The organism is Stagnimonas aquatica (genome assembly GCF_003730135.1).
Taxonomy (GTDB): Bacteria; Pseudomonadota; Gammaproteobacteria; order Nevskiales; family Nevskiaceae; genus Stagnimonas; species Stagnimonas aquatica.
The window spans coordinates 52224-73144 of record NZ_RJVO01000003.1; the positions used below are offsets into that span (position 1 = coordinate 52224).

Below are 20921 nucleotides of genomic sequence, written 5' to 3' on the forward strand. Positions count from 1 at the left end.
CCTTAGAGAAAGACGCCGTGAGCACACTCGACCGCCGCCGCTTCCTGAAGCTCGCCGGCAGCAGCGCCGCCGCCTCGCTGATGCCGCAGTGCATCCGCGACGCCCTGGCGATCCCCGCCAACAACAAGGCGGGAACCATCATGGATGTCGAGCATGTGGTGATCCTGATCCAGGAGAACCGCAGCTTCGATCACTACTTCGGCACCATGGCCGGGGTGCGCGGCTTCGGTGACCGCTTCGGCATTCCGCTGCCCGGCGGGCGCAAGGTCTGGGAGCAGACCTACGCGGTGGACGGCGGCAGCCGCGTGATCCTGCCCTACCACCTGGACAGCAGCGCCGGCAACGCCCAGCGCGTCGATGGCACCCCGCACGGCTGGGACAACGCCCAGCCGGCCTGGAACAACGGCCGCATCGACCAGTGGCCGACCTACAAGCAGCCGCAGTCGATGGGCTACTACAAGCAGGCGGAGCTGGAATTCCAGTTCGCGCTGGCCAATGCCTTCACGCTCTGCGACGACTACCACTGCGCCTTCCAAGGCGGCACCAACACCAATCGCCTGTTCTACTGGACCGGCACCAACAACCCCAGCGGCGTCGGCGGCGGTCCGGCCATCGACAACACCTACGACTCGCTGGGCGCCTCCAGCGAGGGCTACGAGTGGACCACCTATCCCGAGCGGCTGGAAGCGGCCGGGGTGAGCTGGAAGGTCTACCAGAACCTGCCCGACAACTTCACCGACAACCCGCTGCACGGCTTCAAGCAGTACCGCGTCGCCAACGAGGCGGCCGGCAACACCAGCGAGGGCTTCCCCTACTTCACCTACACCGAGGCGCTGCACGGCGACATCCCGCTGTACAAGGGCTGCTCCAACACCATGCCCAACGGCAACATGCTGAATCCGCTGATGCTGATGGACTTCTCGGCGGAGGTGCTGGCCGGCAGCCTGCCGCAGGTGTCCTGGGTGGTGGCGCCGGCCAACTACTCCGAGCACCCGGGGCCGTCCAGCCCGGTGCAGGGCGCCTGGTACACGCAGGAAGTGCTCAATGCGCTGACCGCCAACCCGGAGGTCTTCGCCAAGACCGTGCTGCTGGTCTGCTTCGACGAGAACGATGGCTTCTTCGACCATGTGCCGCCGCATGCCGCGCCCTCGCTGAACGCCGACGGCAGCCTGGCCGGCAAGAGCACGCTCGCCGACCTCGGCAGCGAGTACTACAGCGGCGAGCAGTACCACCAACATGTATTCGGCCCCGGCCCGCGAGTGCCGATGTACGTGATCTCGCCCTGGAGCCGTGGCGGCTGGGTCAACTCGCAAGCCTACGACCACACCTCGGTGCTGCGCTTCCTGGAGCAGCGCTTCGGGGTTGCCGAGCCCAACATCAGCGCCTGGCGCAAGACCTTCTCCGGCGATCTGATGGGCTGCTTCAACTTCGTCAATCCCAATGACGACAGCGGCGACAGCCTGCCCTTGCAGACCAAGCTGAGCGCCGATCTGATCCGCTACAGCCAGGAGATCCAGTCGCAGGTGGCGGTGCCGGACGAGGCCAGCCAGGCCTATCCGGTGCAGGAGCTGGGCGTGAAGCCCTCCTGCGCGCTGCCCTACGAGCTGCATGTGACCGCCGAGGTCGATCACGCCGAGCGCCGGCTGAAGCTGCTGCTGGCCAACACCGGTTCCGCCGGCGCGGTGTTCCATGTCTACGACCGCCTGCATCTGGACCGCAACCCGCGCCGCTACGGCATCGAAGCCGGCAAGATGCTCGACGACCACTGGGATCTGGCCGAGGACGGCGGTGCCTACGATCTCTGGGTGCTGAGCCACAATGGCTGGCACCGGCATTTCACCGGCAAGGCCTCGACACAGGCGCCGACGCCGGAGATCCGGGTCTGCTACGACGCCGCCAACGGCGATGTCTACCTGCAGACCCGCAACCCGTCCAAGGAGGCGCGGACCCTGCTCATCACCCCCAACGCCTACTTCAGCAGCGGCCCGGTGCGCCTGCGCCTGCCCGGCTATGGCAGCGCCGACCACGCCTGGTCGCTGGCCGACAGCTTCCACTGGTACGACTTCACGGTGACCGTCGAAGGCGATGACAGCGGCTACAGCCGCCGCTACGCCGGCCGGGTCGAAACCGGCGCGGCCTCGGTCAGCGACCCGGCCATGGGCGTCTGAGCCCGGCACGCTTCCTCACACTTCGTATTGCCCATCATTAGTCCATGCGCCTCGCCATCTTCGACCTCGACCACACCCTGCTGACCGACGACAGCGACTTCCTCTGGGGGCAGTTCCTGTGCGACGAGGGCCATGTCGACCGCGCCGAGTACGAGGCGACCAACCAGGCCTACTACCAGCAGTACCTGGCCGGCACCCTGGACATGCTGGAGTTCTGCGCCTTCGCGCTGCGACCGCTGGCCGCGCACGATCCGCAGACGCTCTATGCCTGGCGGCGGCAGTTCATGGCCGAGCGCATCGCGCCCATCGTCGCGCCCAAGGCGCCGGAGCTGCTGGCGCGTCACCGCGCCGAGGGCGCCACCCTGCTCATCACCAGCGCCACCAATCGCTTCGTCACCGAGCCGATTGCCGAGTTGCTCGGCGTCGATCACCTGCTCGCCACCGAGGTCGAGATGGTCGATGGCCGCTACACCGGTCGGGTCGCCGGCCTGCCCAATTTCCAGGGCGGCAAGGTCACGCGCCTGCGGCAGTGGCTGGCGCAGCAGCCGCAGGCCTATACCAGCACCATCGCCTACAGCGACTCCCGCAACGACATCCCGCTGCTGGAGATGGCCGACGAGGCGGTGGCGGTGGATGCCGACCCGGTGCTGAGCGCCGAGGCCGCCAAGCGCGGCTGGCGGGCGATCAGCCTGCGCGGCTGAACCGTGGCCTACCACCACGACCTCGGGGTCCGGCGTCATCGCTTCGATGACCTGAAGACCCTGCTGGCCTGCGCCTCGCCGCGCCGTTCCGGCGACGAGCTGGCCGGCCTGGCCGCCGACAGCGACGAGCGCCGCATGGCCGCGCGCTACGCGCTCGCCGAGCTGCCGCTGCGCAGCTTTCTCAGCGAGGCCTTGATCCCCTACGAGGACGACGAGGTGACGCGGCTGATCGTGGATCGCCACGATGCCGCCGCCTTCGCGCCGGTCGCGCATCTCACGGTCGGTGGCTTTCGCGACTGGCTGCTGTCCTACGCGGCGACCAGCGAGGCGCTGGCGGCGCTGGCGCCGGGTCTGACGCCGGAGATGGTGGCGGCGGTGTCGAAGCTGATGCGCAACCAGGATCTGATCGCGGTGGCCGCCAAGTGCCGGGTGGTGACCGCCTTCCGCAGCACCCTGGGCCTGCCCGGCCGGCTGGCTTGCCGGCTGCAACCCAATCATCCCACCGACGATCCGCTCGGCATCGCCGCCTCCACCCTGGATGGCCTGTTGTTCGGCGCCGGCGACGCGGTGATCGGCCTCAACCCGGCCACCGACAGCGTGCCCGACTGCATCCGCCTGCTGGAGATGTTCGACGCGCTGCGCCAGCGCTTCGAGATTCCCACCCAGTCCTGCGTGCTGGCGCATGTCACCACCAGCCTCCGGGCGATGGAGCGCGGCGCGCCGCTGGATCTGGTGTTCCAGTCCATTGCCGGCAGCGAGGGCGCCAACCGCGGCTTCGGTATTGATCTCGCCCTGCTGCGCGAGGCGCATGCGGCGGCGCGGAGCTTGAAGCGCGGCACGGTCGGCGGGCACTGCATGTACTTCGAGACCGGCCAGGGCTCGGCCTTGTCCGCCAACGCCCATCACGGCGTCGATCAGCAGACCCTGGAGGTGCGCGCCTACGCGGTGGCGCGCGAGTTCCAGCCACTCCTGGTCAACACCGTGGTCGGCTTCATCGGCCCGGAATACCTCTACGACGCCAAGCAGATCATCCGTGCCGGCCTGGAGGACCATTGCTGCGGCAAGCTGCTGGGCCTGCCGATGGGCGTGGATGTCTGCTACACCAACCATGCCGAGGCCGATCAGGACGACATGGACACGCTGCTGGTGCTGCTGGCGACCGCGGGTGTCAACTTCGTCATCGCGGTGCCGGGCGCCGACGATGTGATGCTCAGCTACCAGAGCCTGTCCTATCACGACGTGGTGGCGACCCGGCATCTGATGAATCTCAAACCCGCGCCGGAATTCGAGGCCTGGTTGGCGCGCATGGGTCTGCTCGACGCGCAGGGCCGGCTGCCGCCGCCCGGAGCCGACAGTCGCGCGCTGCGGCAGTTGCTGGCGCTGGAGGGCCTGTCGCGATGAGCGCGCTCAAGCCGCCGCCGGCGGACCTGGTCGATCCCTACGCCGGGCTGCGGGTCGCCACCCGCGCGCGCATCGGCCTGGGCCGCAGCGGCGACGCGCTGCCGACCACGGCGCTGCTCGACTTCCAGACCGCGCACGGCCGCGCCCGCGACGCCGTGCACGGGGTGGTGGACTACGAGCGCATCGCTGGCTTGTTGCAGCCGCTGCCAAGCCTGAGGCTGCGCTCGCGCGCGCCGGATCGCGCCAGCTATCTGCGTCGCCCGGACTGGGGCCGACGGCTGCATGCCGAGGATCTGCCGGCGCTGTCCGCCCTGCACGGCGACTACGACCTCGCTCTGGTGGTGGCCGACGGCCTCTCGGCGGCGGCGGTCAATGCCCATGCCGCGCCCCTGATCGCGGCGCTGCTGGAGCGCATCCCCAACTGGAAGCTGGCGCCGGTGGTGCTGGCGCAGCAGGCGCGGGTGGCGCTGGGCGACGAAGTCGGCGAAGCGCTCGGCGCGCGCCTGGTGGCGGTGCTGGTGGGCGAGCGGCCCGGTCTTTCCATCGCCGACAGCCTGGGCATCTATCTCACCTGGGCGCCGCGCCTGGGGCGCGCCGATTCCGAGCGCAACTGCATTTCCAACATCCACGCCGACGGCCTGTCCTACGCCCAGGCCGCCGACACCCTGGTCTGGCTGATGGCGGAGGCGCGCCAGCGCCGGCTCACCGGCGTCGAGCTGAAGGTGGACGCCGCGCCGGCCCTGGGCGAGGCGGCGCGGAACGATCTTTGCTTGGAGTAGAACGCAGTTCCGGTTCCGGTCTGGCGTAGTCCAGGCCGGGTCGTCGGTTTCGGAGTCTGGCCCTTGTCCGTCGCAAGCCCTTATCAACGCCAGCGCCATGTGCTCGCCGCCGCCGCGCACGGTGTGGACCGCTTCATCGCCGCGCAGGGCAGCGATCCCCTGACGCTGATGTCGCGCGCCGGCCTGGCGCCGCAGCAGATCGAGAATCCCTGCCTGCAAGTCGATCTCGGCGCCTACTGCCGGCTGATGGAAACCGCCGCCGCGCAGACCGGCAATGGCAATTTCGGGCTCTGGTTCGGCCAGCAGTTCGAGCCCGAGCAACTCGGCCTGATCGGCCGCATCGCGCTGGCCTCGCCGACCCTGGGCAGCGCACTCGACAATCTCGCCCGCCTGTTCCACCTGCACCAGCAGGTCACCGAAACCCGCTTCTACCAGGCCGAGGGCCTGCTGCGCCTGGAGTACCGCATCCTCGACGGCCACATCGTCGAGCGCCGCCAGGACGCCGAGCTGACCCTGGGCATGTTCGCCAACGTGCTGCGCCGCTGCCTGGGGCGCGGCTGGGCGCCGGAGCGGGTGGAGTTCGAGCATCCGCGCCCCGGCGACTGGCGCGAGCACGAGCGTGCTTTCGACGCGCCGGTGTACTTCGGCCGCCGCAGCAATGCCCTGGTGTTCCGCAACCGCGAGTTGCAGCGCGCCATGCCGGGGCGTGATCTGGCGCAACTGCCCCGGCTCTGCGAAGAGCTGTCGCGCGTCGGTGGCGGCAGCGGCCCCATCGCGCTGGCCTTCATGGACCGGGTGCGCAGCGAGATCCGCGCCTCGCTGAGCGAGGGCGCGCCGCACATCGAGGCGGTCGCCGAGTTGCTGCGGCTGCCGCGCTGGACCCTGCAACGCCGGCTCGCCGAGCACGGCTACAGCTATTCCGAGCTGGTGGAAGAGGTGCGCTGCGACCTCGCCATGGCCTATCTGGCGCAGCCGCAACTGCCGCTGGCCGACATCGCCAGCCTGCTCGGCTATTCCGAGCCCAGCGCCTTCACCCGCGCCTTCTGCCGCCGCTACGGGGTGCCGCCGTCGCGGATGCGCGCCCAGCGCGCGGCGGTGAGCTGAGGCAGCGCGGCTCAGGCGGCCGCGTGGGCGGTGCCGCCGCCGGGCAGGGCCAGACGCCAGATCGTCCAGGTGGTGGTGCCGAACTGCCGCGTCAGCGAGCCGGTGTTGTAGTGCAGGCCGTAGCGCTGGGCCAGCGCCCGCACGCGTGGTGCCACTTCCGGATAGCGGTTGCTGGGCATGTCCGGAAACAGGTGGTGCTCGATCTGGTGGCTGAGGTTGCCGCTGAGGATGTGGAAGAGCGTGCCGCCGCCGATGTTGCAGCTGCCCAGCAGCTGGCGCACGTACCAGCGGGCGCGGGTCTCGCCGGCGACTTCTTCCTGGGTGAAGTGCTGCACGCCGCTGGGGAAGTGGCCGCAGAAGATGATCACGTTCGACCAGACGTTGCGCAGCAAGTTGGCCAGGGCGTTGGCGCCGGCGATCCACAGGAAGGCGGCGAGGGCGATGCCGCCGGGCGACAGACCCAGCGCCAGCGAGGCCGGTACGGTCAGCGCGGCACCGAGCGCCGGCCACAGCAGGTAGTCCTTCAGCAGCTGCCGCGCGGCCTTGCGCCAGATGCCGCGCAGCAGCGGCTTCACCGAGGCCAGCGATTTCTTGCCTTCGAGAATCTTGTCGGCTTCGACGTCGTGTACCGCGACGCCCCACTGGAACCAGATGTTGAGGAAGAAGTTGATGACCGGATTGGCGAGGTGCTTGGGCTGCCAGGGCTGTTGCGGGGTGACTCGCAGCACGCCGTAGCCGATGTCCGGGTCCTTGCCGAAGACGTTGGTCCAGGTGTGGTGCACGACGTTGTGGCTGTGCTTCCACTGGTCCGACGGGCAGACGTTGTCCCACTCCCAGGTGTTGCTCTGGATCTCGGGGTCGCGCATCCAGTCCCACTGGGCGTGCATGACGTTGTGGCCGATCTCCATGTTCTCGATGATCTTGGCCAGTCCCAGCATCACCGCGCCGAGGCCGAGAACGGCGAGGAACTGCGGCCAGCCGGCGTAGGGCAGCTGCGAGGCCGGGAGTAGCAGCAGGCTCAGGAACATCACGAGGCGGCCGCCCAGCGCCAGGCTGCGCTGCCAGCGGATGATCTTGAGGATGTAGGCGCGGTCGCGCTCGCCGCGCGAGTCCATGACCTCGTTGCGGATGGCGTCCATCTCGCGACCGAATTCCTCGATCTCGGCGGCGGACAGGTGCGTGGGCATGCCCATGAGGGTTCTCCTGAAAGGTGAGGAAACTAGAGGGCCAGCTCGGCGTCGCCGGCGGCGGCGCAGACGCAGATCTGCACGATCTGGCCGGGTTCGTTGAGCATCGCGTTGGTGCGCAGGTCGCGCACGCAGCCGGACTTCAGCACCGCGTCGCAGCCGTGGCAGATGCCCATGCGGCAGCCGTGCGGGGGGTTCAGACCGTTGTCCTCGGCCAGCCGCAGCAGGTTGATGATGCCGTCGCTGCTTGCCTCGACCGCGCTGTCGGCAAAGCGCACGGTGCCGGCGGTGATCTCGGTCGGCGTCGGCGCGACCTGGGCGCGGAAGCGCTCGGTATGCAGCTGCCGGCTCAGGCCGGCCTCGCGCCAGTGGCCTTCGACCGCGTCGAGCAGGCCCTGGGGCCCGCAGGCCCAGACATCGCGGCTGCGCCAGTCCGGGCAGACCTTTTCGAGTTGCTCGCCGCTGAAGTAGGGCTTGCGGCGCTTCGCCGCTTCGCTCAGGTCTTCGCCCGGTTCGCGGGTGTAGACCAGATGCAGTTTGTAGTGCGGATGCTTGTCGGCGAGCGCCTTCAGCTCCTGGCCGAAGATCACGTCGTAGGCGTGCGGCGCGTAGTGGATGTGGGTGACATCGGGCAGGCGCTCCTGCGCGACCAGACTGCGCAGCATGCTCATGATCGGGGTGATGCCGCTGCCGGCGCTGATGAACAGCGGCTGGACCGGGTTGGCGTCCGGCAGGTAGAAGTCACCCTGCGGCACGCCGATGGGCAGGAAATCGCCCGGCTTGATCTGCCGCACCAGGTGGTGCGACATGCGCCCGCTCTGGATCGCCTTCACCGTGATCGTGAAGCACTCGTCCTCGCGTTCGGGCGCGGAGCTGATCGAGTAGGTGCGGGTGTAGTGCATGCCGCCGATCGGCACGCCGATGCGCAGGTGCTGGCCCGGCCGGTGGCTGCGCCAGTTGCGGCCGGGCTTGAGCGTGATGGTGCGGGCGTCGGCGGTCTCGTCCCAGACGCTCTCGACCCGCGCCTGCAAGGCATGCGTGGTCCAGAGCGGATTCACCAGCTCCAGGTAGTGCGAGGTGCGCAGCGGCCAGGCGAAGGCGTCGGTGACGGCGAGTACGCGGTCGAGCAGGGATTTCTTGTGTGCGACGGGTGCTGCGGATGGCTGCATGGTGTCTCCTCCATGTGGCTCGGTGTTGTTGTTTTGTCCCGGCACTATGCGCTTCGGCGCCGGGCCGGTCATTGATGCACTGCGGCAGGCCTTGCGGGCCGCCGCCGTGCGGCCATCAGGCGAAGGCGGCCTTGAACTCTTCGCGATTCGGCAGCGCCAGCTTGAACACGCGCTTGAGGGTGGTGCCGAACTGCCGGCTGAGCGAGCCGCTGTTGTAGGGCAGGCCGTACTTCGCGCAGAGCGTCTGCACCTGCGGCGCGATCTCGGCGTAGCGGTTGCTGGGCAGATCGGGGAACAGGTGGTGCTCGATCTGGAAGCTGAGGTTGCCGCTCATCACGTGGAAGAGCTTGCCGCCCTCGATGTTGGCCGAGCCCAGCAGCTGGCGCAGATACCACTGGCCGCGCGACTCGCCCTCGATGCTCTCTTCGCTGAACTGCTGCACGCCGTCGGGGAAGTGGCCGCAGAAGATGATGGTGTAGGTCCAGAAGTTGCGGATCAGGTTGGCGCCGACATTGGCCGCCAGCACCGGCAGGAAGAACGGGCCGGCGAGGGCGGGGAACAAGACGTAGTCCTTCAGCACCTGCTTCTTCGCCTTCTTCCAGACGCCGCGCAGCTTGGCCTTCATCTCCGAAGGCATGTTGTGCAGCGCGGTCGGCGTACGCACCTGCTCGATGCCGGTGTCGTGCACCGCCACGCCCCACTGGAACAGGGTCGCCAGCAGCGCGTTGTTGATCGGGTTGAGCAGATGGCGCGGCTGCCAGGGCTCCTGCTCGCTCATGCGCAGAATGCCGTAGCCCACGTCCTTGTCCTTGCCGACCACATTGGTCCAGGTGTGGTGCCCGACGTTGTGGCTGTGCTTCCACTGGTCGGCCGGGCAGGCGGTGTCCCATTCCCAGCTGCTGGAGTGGATCTTGGGATCGCGCATCCAGTCCCACTGGCCGTGCATGATGTTGTGGCCGACTTCCATGTTGTCGAGGATCTTCGCCACACCCAGCGTCGTGGCGCCGGCCAGGAAGGCGGGCGGAAAGACGATGCCGGCGTAGATCAGCGCGCGGCCGCCGATCTCGGTGCCGCGCTGGATGCGGATCATGCGGCGAATGTAGGCGGCGTCCTTGGCACCACGGCTCGCCAGCACCTGCTCGCGGATGGCTTCCATCTCGCGGCCGAAGGCATCGGCCTCGGCCTTGCTCAGCCAGGCCGAGGTGGCGGTGACGGCAGTTGCCGGCGCGCCTGCCTTGGCGCGCGGCTTTCTCGGCTTCGGCGTAACGGACTCGCTGTGGCCGATCTCGGTATCACCGGCCGGGCTCTGGAACAGGGTCATGGCGTGGCTCCTGCGGGGTGTGGGGTCAGAGGTCGATCTGCACGTCGCCCGCCGGGGCGCAGACGCAGATCTGGATGAGGTCGTCGGTCTCGCCGAACACCTGGCCGCTGCGCAGATCGCGCACCTGGCCGCAGATCAGGCGGGCGGTACAGCCGTGGCAGATGCCCATGCGGCAGCCATGGGCAGGGGCGAGGCCGGCTTGCTCGGCGGTTTCCAGGATCGAGGTCTGGCCATCGCTGTCGGCTTGGCGCGCGCTGGCGGCGAAGTTCAGCGCGCCGCCGGTGGCGCCGGCATTGGCCGCCGCCAGGGCAGGGCGGAAGCGTTCCACCACCAGCTGCTGGCTCAGGCCGGCTTCGGCCCAGAAGGCTTCGACGCTCGTCAGCAGTGCGGCGGGGCCGCAGGCATAGACCCGGCGGCTACGCCAGTCCGGGCATAGCGTGGCGAGCTGCGCGGCCTGGAAGTGCCCGCCCTTCTGGCCGCTGCGGGTGTAGACCAGATGCAGTTGCAGCTGTGGGTGCTCGGCCGCCAGCGACAGCAGCTCGTCGCGGAACAGGCAGTCCTCGGCGGTCGGTGCGTAGTGAACGAGCGTGCACTCCGGCATCGCTCCTCGGGCGGCGGCGCTGCGCAGCTGGCTCATCACCGGGGTCAGGCCGCTGCCGGCAGTGATCATCAGCAGCTTGTCGTCGTGGCCCTGCGGCTGCACGAACTCGCCCTCGGCGGCAGCCAGTTCCAGCACGGCACCGGCTCGCAGTTCGCGAACCAGATAATTGGACACCCGGCCGCCCTCGACCGCCTTGACCGTGATGCTGATCCGGCCATCGGCGCGCTCCGGCGCCGAGCTGATTGAGTAGCAGCGCCAGTGGCGCACGCCGTCGATATCGACGCCCACGCGCAGGAACTGCCCGGCGCGGTGACCCTGCCAGCGCAGACCGGGCTTCAGCACCAGGCTGGCGCTGTCGGCGGTTTCCGGGATCACCGCCTCGACCCGCGCCCGCAGGGTCTTGCGGGTCCACAGCGGGTTGACCAGCTCGATGTAGTCGTCCGGGACCAGCGGCGTCGTCAGCAGGGCGGCGAGGCGTACGAAACCGGACTCCTGGCGAGGGCGGGGCTGGTGGTGGGGCTGGCTGGCATTCATCGCGATGGCTCCGGGCTCAGGCTGCAAGCACATTAGTGAACATATGTGCACTATAGTTTGGGGAAAGCGAACAAGTCAACAAGTGTTCACTGAAAGTATGGATTCAATGAAAACAGTGACTTGTAGCTATCTCGAAGAGTCGTGCAGCGAATGCCGCAACAAAGGCCGATGGGGTGTTCACGCTACAATGGCCTGATGAGACTGCGGAAAAAGACCGAGGAAAGCGGGGCGGATGCGACCGGCGGCGGCCTGCGGGACGAGCGCAAGCTGCGCACCCGCCGTGCGCTGATGGATGCGGCGCTGGAACTGATCCAGGGCGAGCGCAGCTTCAGCTCGATCAGCCTGCGCGAGGTGGCCAAGGTTGCTGGGGTGGTGCCGGCGGCGTTCTACCGTCACTTCAGCGGCATGGAAGACCTGGGGCTGGCCCTGGTCGACGATTCCTTCCGCACCCTGCACACGATGATGCGCGAGGCGCGCAGCGCGCCGCTGCCGCCGTCCAATCTCATCGCCAACTCGGTGGCGACTTTCCTCAAGTACAGCCAGGATCACCGGCCGCATTTCGAGTTCATCGCCAAGGAGCGCTACAGCGGCTCCTCCGCCGTGCGGCTGGCGATCCGTCGCGAGATCCGGCTCTGGACCAGCGAGCTGGCGGCGGACCTGGCGCCGTTTCCCAAGCTCAAATCCTTCAATGGCGACGACCTGCGGATGATGGCCGGGCTGGTGGTGAACACCGTCATCGCCGCCACCGAGCTGATTCTGGATGTGGATACCAAGGACACGGCCGAGGTGGCGCGCATCCATCGCAATGCCGAGAAGCAGATCATGCTGATCTTCCTGGGCGCCGCAGCTTGGAAGAGTCAGGCCTGAGCGGCCTGCGGAGAGTCAGTTTTCTGTTTGATTGGTAAGAAATATTGTTCGTGAAAGCCAGCGTAAAGACTGGTAAAAAGGCCCTATAGAGGCCAGGATTTCGAGGTTTCTGGAAAGCCCCGTTATCATGCCTGTCAACGGCGCTTGCCGACCGTCCGCACCGGAGATTTTCCGGTTGCCGTAGCGCGCCGGCGGGCTGGCCGGGACTAGAAAAAACTGGATTTCCGCCGCCTGGCGGGAGTGACGTGGGAGTGAGAGAGCGACATGCCGGTCATTGAATCGAAGATTGATACCAATAGCGCCCAGTTCGCGGCCTACCGCGAGGGCATGCTCCAGTTCATCGCCGACTGGCGCGCGGTGGAGGCCAAGGGCCGCAAGGAAGAAGAGAGCAAGCGCGAGCGCTTCCACAAGCGCAAGCAGTTGCTGCCGCGCGAACGCGTGCACCTGATGCTCGACCGTGGCTCGCCCTGGCTGGAGTTCAGCACGCTCTGCGGCTACAAGCAGCACGACGACAAGGACGGTTCGCTGGCCGGCGGCAACATGATCGCCGGCATCGGCTATGTCTCCGGTACCCGCTGCCTGGTGGTCGCCAGCAACTCGGCAATCAAGGGCGGCACCATGACCCCCTGGGGCGTGCAGAAGACCCTGCGCCTGCAGGAGATCGCGCTCCAGCAGAAGCTGCCGGTGGTGTCGATGATCGAGTCCGGCGGCGCCAACCTCTTGTACCAGGCCGAGGTGTTCATCCCCGGCGGCAAGACCTTCGCCAACCAGTGCCGGCTGTCGGCGGCCGGCATTCCGCAGATCACCGTCGTACACGGCTCCAGTACCGCCGGCGGCGCCTACATGCCGGGCCTGTCGGACTTCGTGGTGATGATCCGCAAGCGCGCCAAGGTCTTTCTCGCCGGCCCGCCGCTGCTGAAGGCCGCCACCGGCGAGATTGCCAAGGACGAAGACCTGGGTGGCGCCGACATGCACTGCTCGGTGGCCGGCACCGCCGAGTTCCTGGCCGAGAACGATGCCGACGGCATCCGCATCGCCCGCGATATCGTCAAAAGCATTCATTGGAATGCGCAGAAGCCGAAGCTGGAACTGCGCGAGGTGCGGGCGCCGCTCTACGACATCGAGGAACTCTGCGGCGTGGTGCCGCCGGACTACAAGAAGCCGGTGGATTGCCGCGAGGTGATCGCGCGGCTGGTCGATGGCAGCGAGTTCCTCGACTTCAAGACCGAGTACGACCAGCAGACCATCTGCGGGCGGGCGGTTATCCAGGGCCACACGGTCGGCATCATCAGCAACAATGGTCCGATCACCGTGAAGGGTGCCACCAAGGCCGGGCAGTTCATCCAGCAGTGCTGCCAGTCCAACATCCCCATCGTCTATCTGATGAACACCACCGGCTACATGGTGGGCACCGAGAGCGAGCAGGGCGGCATCGTCAAGCACGGCTCGAAGATGATCCAGGCAGTGGCCAACGCCACGGTGCCGCAGATCACCATCGTCATGGGCGGCAGCTTCGGCGCCGGCAACTACGGCATGTGCGGCCGTGGCTTCGGGCCGCACTTCATCTTCGCCTGGCCCAACAGCCGCACCAGCGTGATGGGCGGTGAGCAGGCCGCCGGGGTGATGGAGATCATCACCCGCCAGAAGTGGGAAGCCGAAGGCAAGCTGATGGGTGAGACCGACGAGAAGATGCTGGCCATGCTGCGCCAGCAGGTCATCAGCCAGTTCGACAAGGAAAGCCACGCCTTCGCCGCCACCGCGCGCCTGTTCGACGACGGCCTGATCGACCCGCGCGACACCCGCAAGGTGCTGGGCCTGACGCTCTCGGTCTGCCGCGAGGCCAAGCTGCGGCAGGTGTTCCCCAACAGTTTTGGCGTGGCGCGCCTGTAAGCGCGGCGCCGGGAGTTTTCGACATGCAGTGGACCCACGAACACCAGTCGCTCTACGACACCACCAAGAAGTTCGTCGAGGAGCAGATCAACCCCCACCTCGATGCCTGGGAGCGCGAGGGCCTTTGGCCGGCGCGCGAGGTGCTGCGCGGCATGGGCCAACTGGGCCTGCTCGGCATCGCCAAGCCGGAGTCGGTCGGCGGCCTCGGCCTCGATTACAGCTACCAGCTCGCCTTCGCCGAAGCGCTCGGCCACTGCAAGACCGGCGGCCTGCCGATGGCCATCGGCGTGCAGACCGACATGGCGACGCCGGCACTGGCGCGCTACGGCTCCGACTATCTCAAGGAGAACTTCCTGAAGCCGGCGGTCGCCGGTGAAATGGTCGCCGCCATCGGCGTCAGCGAGCCCGGCGCCGGCTCCGACGTGGCTGGCATCAAGACTGTCGCCGTGCGCGAGGGCGACGAGTACGTGATCAATGGCAGCAAGATGTGGATCACCAACGGCACCCAGGCCGATTGGGTCTGCCTGCTCGCTAACACCGGTTCGACTGAAGGCGGTGGTCGCCACGGCAATAAGAGCTTGATCGTGGTGCCGCTGGATGCCAAGGGCGTCGATCGCAAGACCAAGCTCGACAAGCTCGGCCAGCGCAGCAGCGATACCGCCATCATCTTCTTCGACAACGTCCGCGTGCCGGTGCGGAACCTGATTGGCCAGGAGGGGAAGGGCTTCATCTACCAGATGGAGCAGTTCCAGCACGAGCGCCTGTTCCTCTCCGCCAGCATCCTGGTGGCGATGGAGAAGTGCATCGAGGAGACCGCGACCTACACCCGTCAGCGTCAGGCCTTCGGCGGAGTGATCCTCGACAACCAGGTGGTGCAGTTCCGCCTGGCGCAGTTGCAGACCGAGATCGAGGCGCTGCGGGCGCTGATCTACCGCGCTTGCGAGAAGATGCTCGCCGGCGAGGACGTGACCCTGCTCGCCAGCATGGCCAAGCTCAAGGCCGGCCAGCTTGGCCGCGAGGTGCCGGACTCCTGTCTGCAGTACTGGGGCGGCCAGGGCTTCATGTGGGAGAACTACGTCGCGCAGATGTACCGCGACCTGCGCCTGCACGCGATCGGTGGCGGTGCCGACGAGGTGATGCTCGGCATCATCAGCAAGCGGCTGGGGTTTGGGGGGAAGAAGAGGGTTTAGTCGTCATTCCGGCGGAAGCCGGAACCCAGTCCATCCGACTTGGGAGGGAATTACGGGACTGGATACCGGCTTTCGCCGGTATGACGAGACTGGCGAGGGTTGGCATGGGGAACATTTCTTCGTTTACATCCTCGCCAGTGGCAAGAACGGCACCCTGTATGCCGGCGTGACCTCGGACTTGGTGCGGCGGGTTTGGCAGCACAAGAGCAAGGTCGTTGAGGGCTTCACCAAGAAGTACGGTGTCGATCAGTTGGTTTGGTTCGAGGCACATGACAACGCAGAAAGCGCTATTGCCCGCGAGAAGCAGATCAAGGAATGGAGGCGGCAATGGAAGCGCGAGCTGATCGAAAAGAACAACCCGGCATGGCGTGATCTGTATGAAGACATTTGTGGTGAATCTCCCAGTCGTCATTCCGGCGAAAGCCGGAATCCAGTCCATCCGGCGTGGGAAAAAATTGAAGGACTGGATACCGGCTTCTGCCGGTATGACGGAGTAGGAAACATGGTGGAGCTGCCTGAACCCCCAACTCTGCTGCTGAACCTCGACAAGGGGGTTCTGTATCTGACACTCAACCGCCCGGAGTCGCGCAACGCCATGTCGCCGGAGATGCTGGCTGACATCGAGGCGGTGTTTGCTGCCATCGCTGCCGACGACGGGGTGCGCGCCGTGGTCCTACGCGGCGAGGGTGGTCACTTCTGCGCGGGCGCCGATCTCAAGTCGATGATGGGCGCCCGCGACACGGTGCCGCGAAGCGTGGGTGCGGGAGCGGGCGCTGGGGCTCCTCCCGCTCCCACCTCCCTTCGGTCGGACGCCGTGTCGGAGCCCCGTGGACTCAAGCCGCCGGCGCCGGGCGAGCCCGACCCGATTGCCGGCATCAACCGCGCCTTTGGCAGCATGCTGCGCCGGGTGCAGAACGCGCCGCAGGTGGTGATCGCGGTGTGCGAGGGTGCGGTGCTGGGTGGCGGCTTCGGTCTGGCCTGCGTGTCCGACATCGCCTTCGCGCATGTGGACGCCAAGTTCGGCATGCCGGAAACCACCCGTGGCCTGCCGCCGGCGCAGATCGCGCCCTTCGTGGTCGAGCGCATCGGTCTGACCCAGGCGCGCCGGCTGGCGCTGACCGGCGCGCAGTTTCGTGGTGCCGAGGCGCTGCGGCTGGGGCTGGTGCACGAAGGCTTCGCCAGCGAGGAAGAGTTGCAGACCAAGCTCGCCGACACGCTGAAGCAAGTCCTGGGCTGCGCGCCGAAGGCGAATGCGGTGACCAAGGCCATCCTGCTGAATGTCGGCAAGCTCGACATGGACGCCGTGCTCGACGACGCAGCGGCCAAGTTCGCCGCCTGCGTGCGCGGGCTGGAAGCGCCGGAAGGCATTGCCGCCTTCATGCAGAAGCGCGCGCCGAAGTGGGCGCAATGATTTTGGTCGTCATTCCGGCGTGAGCCGGAATCCAGTCCATCCGACTGGGGAAGAGATTGAAGGACTGGATACCGGCTTGCGCCGGTATGACGGCACTACAAGATGAGCGAGAACATCATGAGCAAGCGTTTCAACAAGGTCCTGGTCGCCAACCGTGGCGAGATCGCGCTGCGGGTGATCCGTGGCGCCCGGAAGCTGGGCTATCAGACCGTCGCCGTCTACGCCGACGCCGATGCTCAAAGCCTGCACGTGCGCGAGGCCGACGAGGCAGTGCACATCGGCGCCTCGCCGGCCAAGGATTCCTACCTGGTCATCGAGAAGATCATCGCCGCCGCCAAGACCAGCGGCGCGCAGGCGATCCACCCGGGCTACGGCTTTCTTTCCGAGCGTGAGGCCTTCGCGCAGGCGGTACAGGCGGCTGGCCTGATCTTCATCGGCCCGGACCCGGCTTCCATCGAGGCCATGGGCAACAAGAGCGCCTCGAAGATCCGCATGATCGCGGCCGGCGTGCCTTGCGTGCCGGGCTACCAGGGCGACGACCAGCGCGACGACACCCTGGTGGCCGAGGCCAGGAAAGCCGGCCTGCCGGTGATGGTCAAGGCGGCGGCCGGCGGTGGTGGTCGTGGCATGCGTCTGGTGTTCGACGAGGCGGCATTGCTGGAGAACATCCGGTCCGCGCGCAGCGAGGCGGAAAACGCCTTCGGCTCCGGCCAGCTGTTGATCGAAAAAGCGGTGATGGATGCCCGCCACGTCGAAATCCAGGTGTTCGGCGACCGTCACGGCAACGTCGTGCACTTCGGCGAGCGCGACTGCTCGGTGCAGCGCCGCAATCAGAAGGTGGTGGAAGAAGCGCCGTCGCCGGCAGTCGATGACGCCCTGCGCCTGAAGATGGGCGCCGCCGCCGTCGCCGCCGCCAAGGCGGTGAACTATGTCGGCGCCGGCACCGTCGAGTTCATGCTGGCGCGCGACGGCCAGTTCTATTTCCTGGAAATGAACACCCGTCTGCAGGTCGAGCACCCGGTGACCGAGCTGGTCTACGGCGTCGATCTGGTCGAGTGGCAGCTGCGTGTCGCCCAGGGCGAGAAGCTGCCGCTGGGCCAGGCGGAGATCCTCGACAACCGCTACGGCCATGCCATCGAAGTGCGGCTCTGTGCCGAAGACCCGCAGGCCAACTACCTGCCGCAGACCGGGCCGGTGCTGCGCTGGCAGGCGCCGGTGGGCGAGGGTCTGCGCGTCGATACCTATCTGGAAACCGGCGCGGTGGTTAGCCCTTATTACGACTCCATGCAGGCCAAGCTGATCGCCTGGGGCGAAGACCGCGAAACGGCGCGTCAACGTTTGCTCAAGGCGCTGGCTGACACCCGCTTTTTCGGCCTGGTCAGCAACAAGGACTATCTGCGCGACATCCTCGGCCACGCGGCCTTTGCCGGTGGCGACTTCAGCACCGGATTCATCGGCCAGTATTTCTCGCAGGAGGCCATCAATGCCGCCAGGCCCAGTGCCCGCCAGGTGGTGCTGGCGGCGGTGGCGCTGTATCTGGACGACGCCCGCCGCCTGCGCAGCGAGCACGGCATCGAAGCCGAGATGATCGGCTGGCACAGCTCGCACGAGACCGGCGTCGACTTCAAGCTCAAGTGCCGCGAGCAGGAGTTTGAATTTGAACTGAGCGCGCAGGCCTCACGGCGTTTCAGCGCGGTCATCGCCGGCGAGAAGGTGGAGCTGGAACTGCATCGGCAGGACGCGGACAGCTACAGCTATCTCTGCGAGGGCGTGCAGGGCAAGGCCTATTTCTCGCGCCAGGGCGATCAGCTCTGGCTGGAGGCCGAAGGCCGCAACTGGTGCTTCAACGACCGCACCCTGGCGCCGGTGGAAGGCGCGGCGCCCGGTTCCGACGGCCGCCTGCTGGCGCATTCCGACGGCAAGCTGGTGGCGGTGCACGTCAAGCCCGGCGAGCAGGTCGAGAAGGGTCAGACGCTGGCGGTGCTGGAGGCGATGAAGATGGAGTTCCAGCTCTCGCTGCCGGTGGCCGGCGTGGTCGAGTCGGTCAATGCCGAGCCCGGCCAGCAGGTGCGCAACAAGGCGGTGCTGCTGGTGGTGAAGCCGCTGGCCTGAGCCGCGCGGTCAACAAAAAGCCGGCTTCGCGCCGGCTTTTTTTGTGCGCTGCCTGGGGATCAGGGTTTGCCGGCGAAGGCTTCGTCGAGGAAATTCTTCATGCGCGCGAACGCCCGCTTGGCGACCTTGGGGTTGTACTCGGCCTTGCCGGCCCAGTTGGCGTCGGGGTCGGTAAACGAGTGCACGGCGCCGCCGTAGCGCACCAGCTCCCAGTCGGCTTTGGCGGCGCGCATTTCGGTGAGGAAGGCATCGACCTGTTCGGCCGGCACGAAGGGGTCGGCGTCGCCGTGCAAGGCGAGCACCTTGGCGCGGATCGGCTGGTCCTGCGCCGGACCGGTCAGTGACAGATTGCCGTGGAAGGAAACCACGGCTGCGGAGTCGTCACCACTGCGGGCCAGTTCCAGCACGCTGGCGCCGCCGAAGCAGAAGCCGATGGCGGCGATCTTGTCGAGATCGGCCGGCAGTTTCTTGGCCTTCACCGTGTCGATGGCGGTGCTCTTTGCGGCGATCACCCGGCTGCGCAACAGCGCCCGGTCGGCATAGATGGCGCCGACCGCCTTGCCGGCCTCGTCGGTGTTCGCCGGCAGCTGGTCGCGGCCGAACATGTCGGCGACGAACACCACGTAGTCCTTGCCGGCGATCTCGGCAGCCTGCTTGCGGTTGGCGGCATTCGCGCCCAGCCAGTTGGGCACCAGCACCAGTAGCGGGCGCTTGGCCTTTACGGCGGAGTCGTAGATCACATAGCCACGGTGGGGAGCGCCGGCGATCTGGTAGTCGACGGCGGTCTCGGTCATTGCGGCCTGGGCGGATGCGGCCATGAGCATGCCTAGCAGGGGTAGGGATTTGAGCAGGCGGGGCAGGGATGAGCGAATCATGTGGGGTTCTCCTTGGGAGTGAATGCCTGGCCTCGCTTACGCGGCCAGCAGGGATTCGGATGTGGCAGCGCGGGTGCGCCGCTTGGCTAGCGTTGACCCCTCCAGGTTCAGCGCAGGGTTTCGATCTCGACCGGCACCATACCGGCTCCGGCGAGGCCGGGCTGGCGCGACCAGTCCCGGTGATTGAACACCTGGCCATCGGCGCGCACCGCCAGCAGCCGCTGCGGGTCGATCTCGGCATGCAGCCACTCTGCCTCGTTCCAACGGCCCTCGGCCAGCACGCCGTGGTCCGGCAGCCCTCGGTCGGGCGGGGTGTAGACGCCAGCGGCACCGACATTCACGTCCACGGCCGGGCTCCAGGGCGCCTCGCCCACCAGCGGGGCTTGCACGACCACGCACTGGTTTTCCAGGGCGCGGGCCTGGGCGCCCAGACGCACGCGCCAGTAGCCGGCGGTGGTATCGGTGCAGCTCGGCGCCAGGATCAGCTCAGCGCCGGCTTCCACCTGGGCGCGGGCGAGCAGCGGGAATTCCACGTCGTAGCAGATGTTGATGCCGATCCGGCCCAGGGCGGTGTCGAAGACCTTTAGTTGGCGGCCGGCGCTGATGCCCCACTGCTCGGTCTCGAAGCGGGTCATGGTCCACTTGTCCTGCCAGCCGCTGGCGCCGCTGGGCGCGAACAGTTCGGCGCGATTGCGGTAGACCTCTCCGACCCGCAGGGGGAAGCTGCCGGCCAGGATGTACAGCCGGTACTGCTGCGCCAGGCGTCGGTGCAGGCTCTGGTAGCCGGCGTACAACTCCTGCAAGGCCTGCAACTGCAGCTGCAGATCGCCGCGTACTGCGGGCGGGAACAGCGCGGCGAGAGACATCGCCGCGTACTCGGGAAACACCAGCAGATGTGCGCCGTCGTCGGCAGCCTTAGCCACCCAGCGTTCCAACTGGGCTTCCACCGCCTGCCAATCGGCCGGTTCGCTGACCGGGTACTGGGCGGCGGCGATGCGGAGCAGTGTGCTCACAGGGTTTTCAGCCAGTAGGTGAGCGGGTGCCGGCTGGGCGCTGGCTCGCCGAGGTCCTGCCAGTCGAAGTGGCAGACCAGATCCGGCTGGCGTTGGTAGCCGCGCCGCTGCCAGAAGCCATCGTTGGACAGGTAGCCAGCGGGCTTGAGCGGGTGCTGCTCGGGGCGGTCCACGGCGCAGAAGGCGCAGTGCCCTAGGCCCAGTTGGCGGGCGTGCGCCTCGCGTTCGGCAAAAAAGCGCAGGCCGACGCCGCGGCCGCGATATGGGCTCAGCACCACCGACTCGCCGAAGTAGAGGATGTCCGAGGTGTCGATGTTCGCGCGCAGGAAGGGCTCCTGCATTTCCGGGCTGGCCTCGCGTAGCGGCAGCGCGGTGGTGGCGGCTATGCAGGTCTGCGCATCCCAGGCGAGGACTGCCAGGCTGTCGGGGCAGCGGCTGTAGGTTTCCAGGTAGTGGCGCTCGTATTCCATGCTGCCCTCGTACAGATAAGGCCAATCACGGAACACTTGCAGGCGCAGTGCGGCCAGGGGTTCCAGCCGGCTGGCGATGACTTCGCCCCGCACCAGTTCGTAGCGCAACTCGGACATCGGCGTCGGGC

17 protein-coding genes and 1 pseudogene are annotated in these 20921 nt (G+C 67.4%); 11 read left to right on the forward strand and 7 right to left on the reverse strand.

What is annotated here, in order from left to right; genetic code table 11:
* Nucleotides 1–17: 17 nt before the first annotated feature.
* The 5 genes from ED208_RS07515 to qhpR all read left to right on the forward strand — a co-directional run bounded on the left by ED208_RS07515 (nucleotide 18) and on the right by qhpR (nucleotide 6153).
* Entirely contained in the window at nucleotides 18–2168 is a 2151-nt protein-coding gene (locus tag ED208_RS07515) for a phosphocholine-specific phospholipase C (protein WP_123211281.1), read from the forward strand.
* Nucleotides 2169–2212: 44 nt separating this feature from the next.
* A complete protein-coding gene (locus tag ED208_RS07520; protein WP_123211282.1) occupies nucleotides 2213–2869 on the forward strand; it encodes a histidinol-phosphatase in 657 nt (218 codons plus the stop codon).
* A gap of 3 nt (nucleotides 2870–2872) precedes the next feature.
* Complete coding sequence (locus ED208_RS07525; RefSeq protein WP_123211283.1) at nucleotides 2873–4270, forward strand: ethanolamine ammonia-lyase subunit EutB; 1398 nt, start codon at nucleotides 2873–2875, stop codon at nucleotides 4268–4270.
* Nucleotides 4267–5049, forward strand: coding sequence for an ethanolamine ammonia-lyase subunit EutC (eutC, locus tag ED208_RS07530; protein ID WP_123211284.1), 783 nt, complete (start codon nucleotides 4267–4269; stop codon nucleotides 5047–5049). Before ED208_RS07525 ends, eutC begins: the two co-directional genes overlap by 4 nt.
* Nucleotides 5050–5112: 63 nt before the next feature.
* Nucleotides 5113–6153, forward strand: a complete 1041-nt coding sequence (qhpR, locus tag ED208_RS07535) for an AraC-like transcriptional regulator QhpR (protein WP_233574923.1) — start codon at nucleotides 5113–5115, stop codon at nucleotides 6151–6153.
* Nucleotides 6154–6164: 11 nt separating this feature from the next.
* Here qhpR and ED208_RS07540 read toward each other — a convergent pair whose 3' ends face one another.
* The 4 genes from ED208_RS07540 to ED208_RS07555 form a co-directional block, all read right to left on the reverse strand.
* Nucleotides 6165–7346, reverse strand: a complete 1182-nt coding sequence (locus tag ED208_RS07540) for a fatty acid desaturase family protein (RefSeq protein WP_123211285.1) — start codon at nucleotides 7344–7346, stop codon at nucleotides 6165–6167.
* A gap of 26 nt (nucleotides 7347–7372) precedes the next feature.
* A complete protein-coding gene (locus tag ED208_RS07545; RefSeq protein ID WP_123211286.1) occupies nucleotides 7373–8509 on the reverse strand; it encodes a ferredoxin reductase in 1137 nt (378 codons plus the stop codon).
* A gap of 115 nt (nucleotides 8510–8624) precedes the next feature.
* Nucleotides 8625–9830, reverse strand: coding sequence for a fatty acid desaturase family protein (locus ED208_RS07550; RefSeq protein WP_123211287.1), 1206 nt, complete (start codon nucleotides 9828–9830; stop codon nucleotides 8625–8627).
* A 25-nt stretch (nucleotides 9831–9855) separates the two neighbouring features.
* Complete coding sequence (locus tag ED208_RS07555) at nucleotides 9856–10965, reverse strand: ferredoxin reductase (protein ID WP_123211288.1); 1110 nt, start codon at nucleotides 10963–10965, stop codon at nucleotides 9856–9858.
* Between the two features lie 195 nt (nucleotides 10966–11160).
* Here ED208_RS07555 and ED208_RS07560 point away from each other — a divergent pair, with 195 nt between their 5' ends.
* The 6 genes and pseudogenes from ED208_RS07560 to ED208_RS07580 all read left to right on the forward strand — a co-directional run bounded on the left by ED208_RS07560 (nucleotide 11161) and on the right by ED208_RS07580 (nucleotide 18435).
* Nucleotides 11161–11832 carry a TetR family transcriptional regulator gene (locus ED208_RS07560; RefSeq protein ID WP_123211289.1) on the forward strand — a complete coding sequence of 224 codons (672 nt, stop codon included), beginning with the start codon at nucleotides 11161–11163 and terminating at the stop codon, nucleotides 11830–11832.
* Between the two features lie 264 nt (nucleotides 11833–12096).
* Nucleotides 12097–13722 carry an acyl-CoA carboxylase subunit beta gene (locus ED208_RS07565; protein ID WP_123211290.1) on the forward strand — a complete coding sequence of 542 codons (1626 nt, stop codon included), beginning with the start codon at nucleotides 12097–12099 and terminating at the stop codon, nucleotides 13720–13722.
* A 23-nt stretch (nucleotides 13723–13745) separates the two neighbouring features.
* Complete coding sequence (locus ED208_RS07570; RefSeq protein ID WP_123211291.1) at nucleotides 13746–14912, forward strand: acyl-CoA dehydrogenase family protein; 1167 nt, start codon at nucleotides 13746–13748, stop codon at nucleotides 14910–14912.
* Nucleotides 14890–15234, forward strand: a pseudogene (locus ED208_RS17795) (GIY-YIG nuclease family protein); the annotation flags it as partial. The gene ED208_RS07570 and the pseudogene ED208_RS17795, both read left to right, overlap by 23 nt.
* 180 nt (nucleotides 15235–15414) lie before the next feature.
* Nucleotides 15415–16323: an enoyl-CoA hydratase/isomerase family protein gene (locus ED208_RS17800; protein WP_199720574.1), complete on the forward strand. Its 909-nt coding sequence runs from the start codon at nucleotides 15415–15417 to the stop codon at nucleotides 16321–16323.
* 117 nt (nucleotides 16324–16440) lie between these two features.
* Nucleotides 16441–18435: an acetyl/propionyl/methylcrotonyl-CoA carboxylase subunit alpha gene (locus ED208_RS07580; RefSeq protein WP_123211645.1), complete on the forward strand. Its 1995-nt coding sequence runs from the start codon at nucleotides 16441–16443 to the stop codon at nucleotides 18433–18435.
* A gap of 59 nt (nucleotides 18436–18494) precedes the next feature.
* Here ED208_RS07580 and ED208_RS07585 read toward each other — a convergent pair whose 3' ends face one another.
* From ED208_RS07585 to ED208_RS07595, 3 genes are all read right to left on the reverse strand, one after another.
* Entirely contained in the window at nucleotides 18495–19253 is a 759-nt protein-coding gene (locus tag ED208_RS07585) for a dienelactone hydrolase family protein (RefSeq protein WP_233574925.1), read from the reverse strand.
* 164 nt (nucleotides 19254–19417) lie between these two features.
* Nucleotides 19418–20323: a carbon-nitrogen hydrolase family protein gene (locus tag ED208_RS07590; RefSeq protein ID WP_233574927.1), complete on the reverse strand. Its 906-nt coding sequence runs from the start codon at nucleotides 20321–20323 to the stop codon at nucleotides 19418–19420.
* Entirely contained in the window at nucleotides 20320–20910 is a 591-nt protein-coding gene (locus tag ED208_RS07595; RefSeq protein ID WP_123211294.1) for a GNAT family N-acetyltransferase, read from the reverse strand. Before ED208_RS07595 ends, ED208_RS07590 begins: the two co-directional genes overlap by 4 nt.
* Nucleotides 20911–20921: the final 11 nt, after the last annotated feature.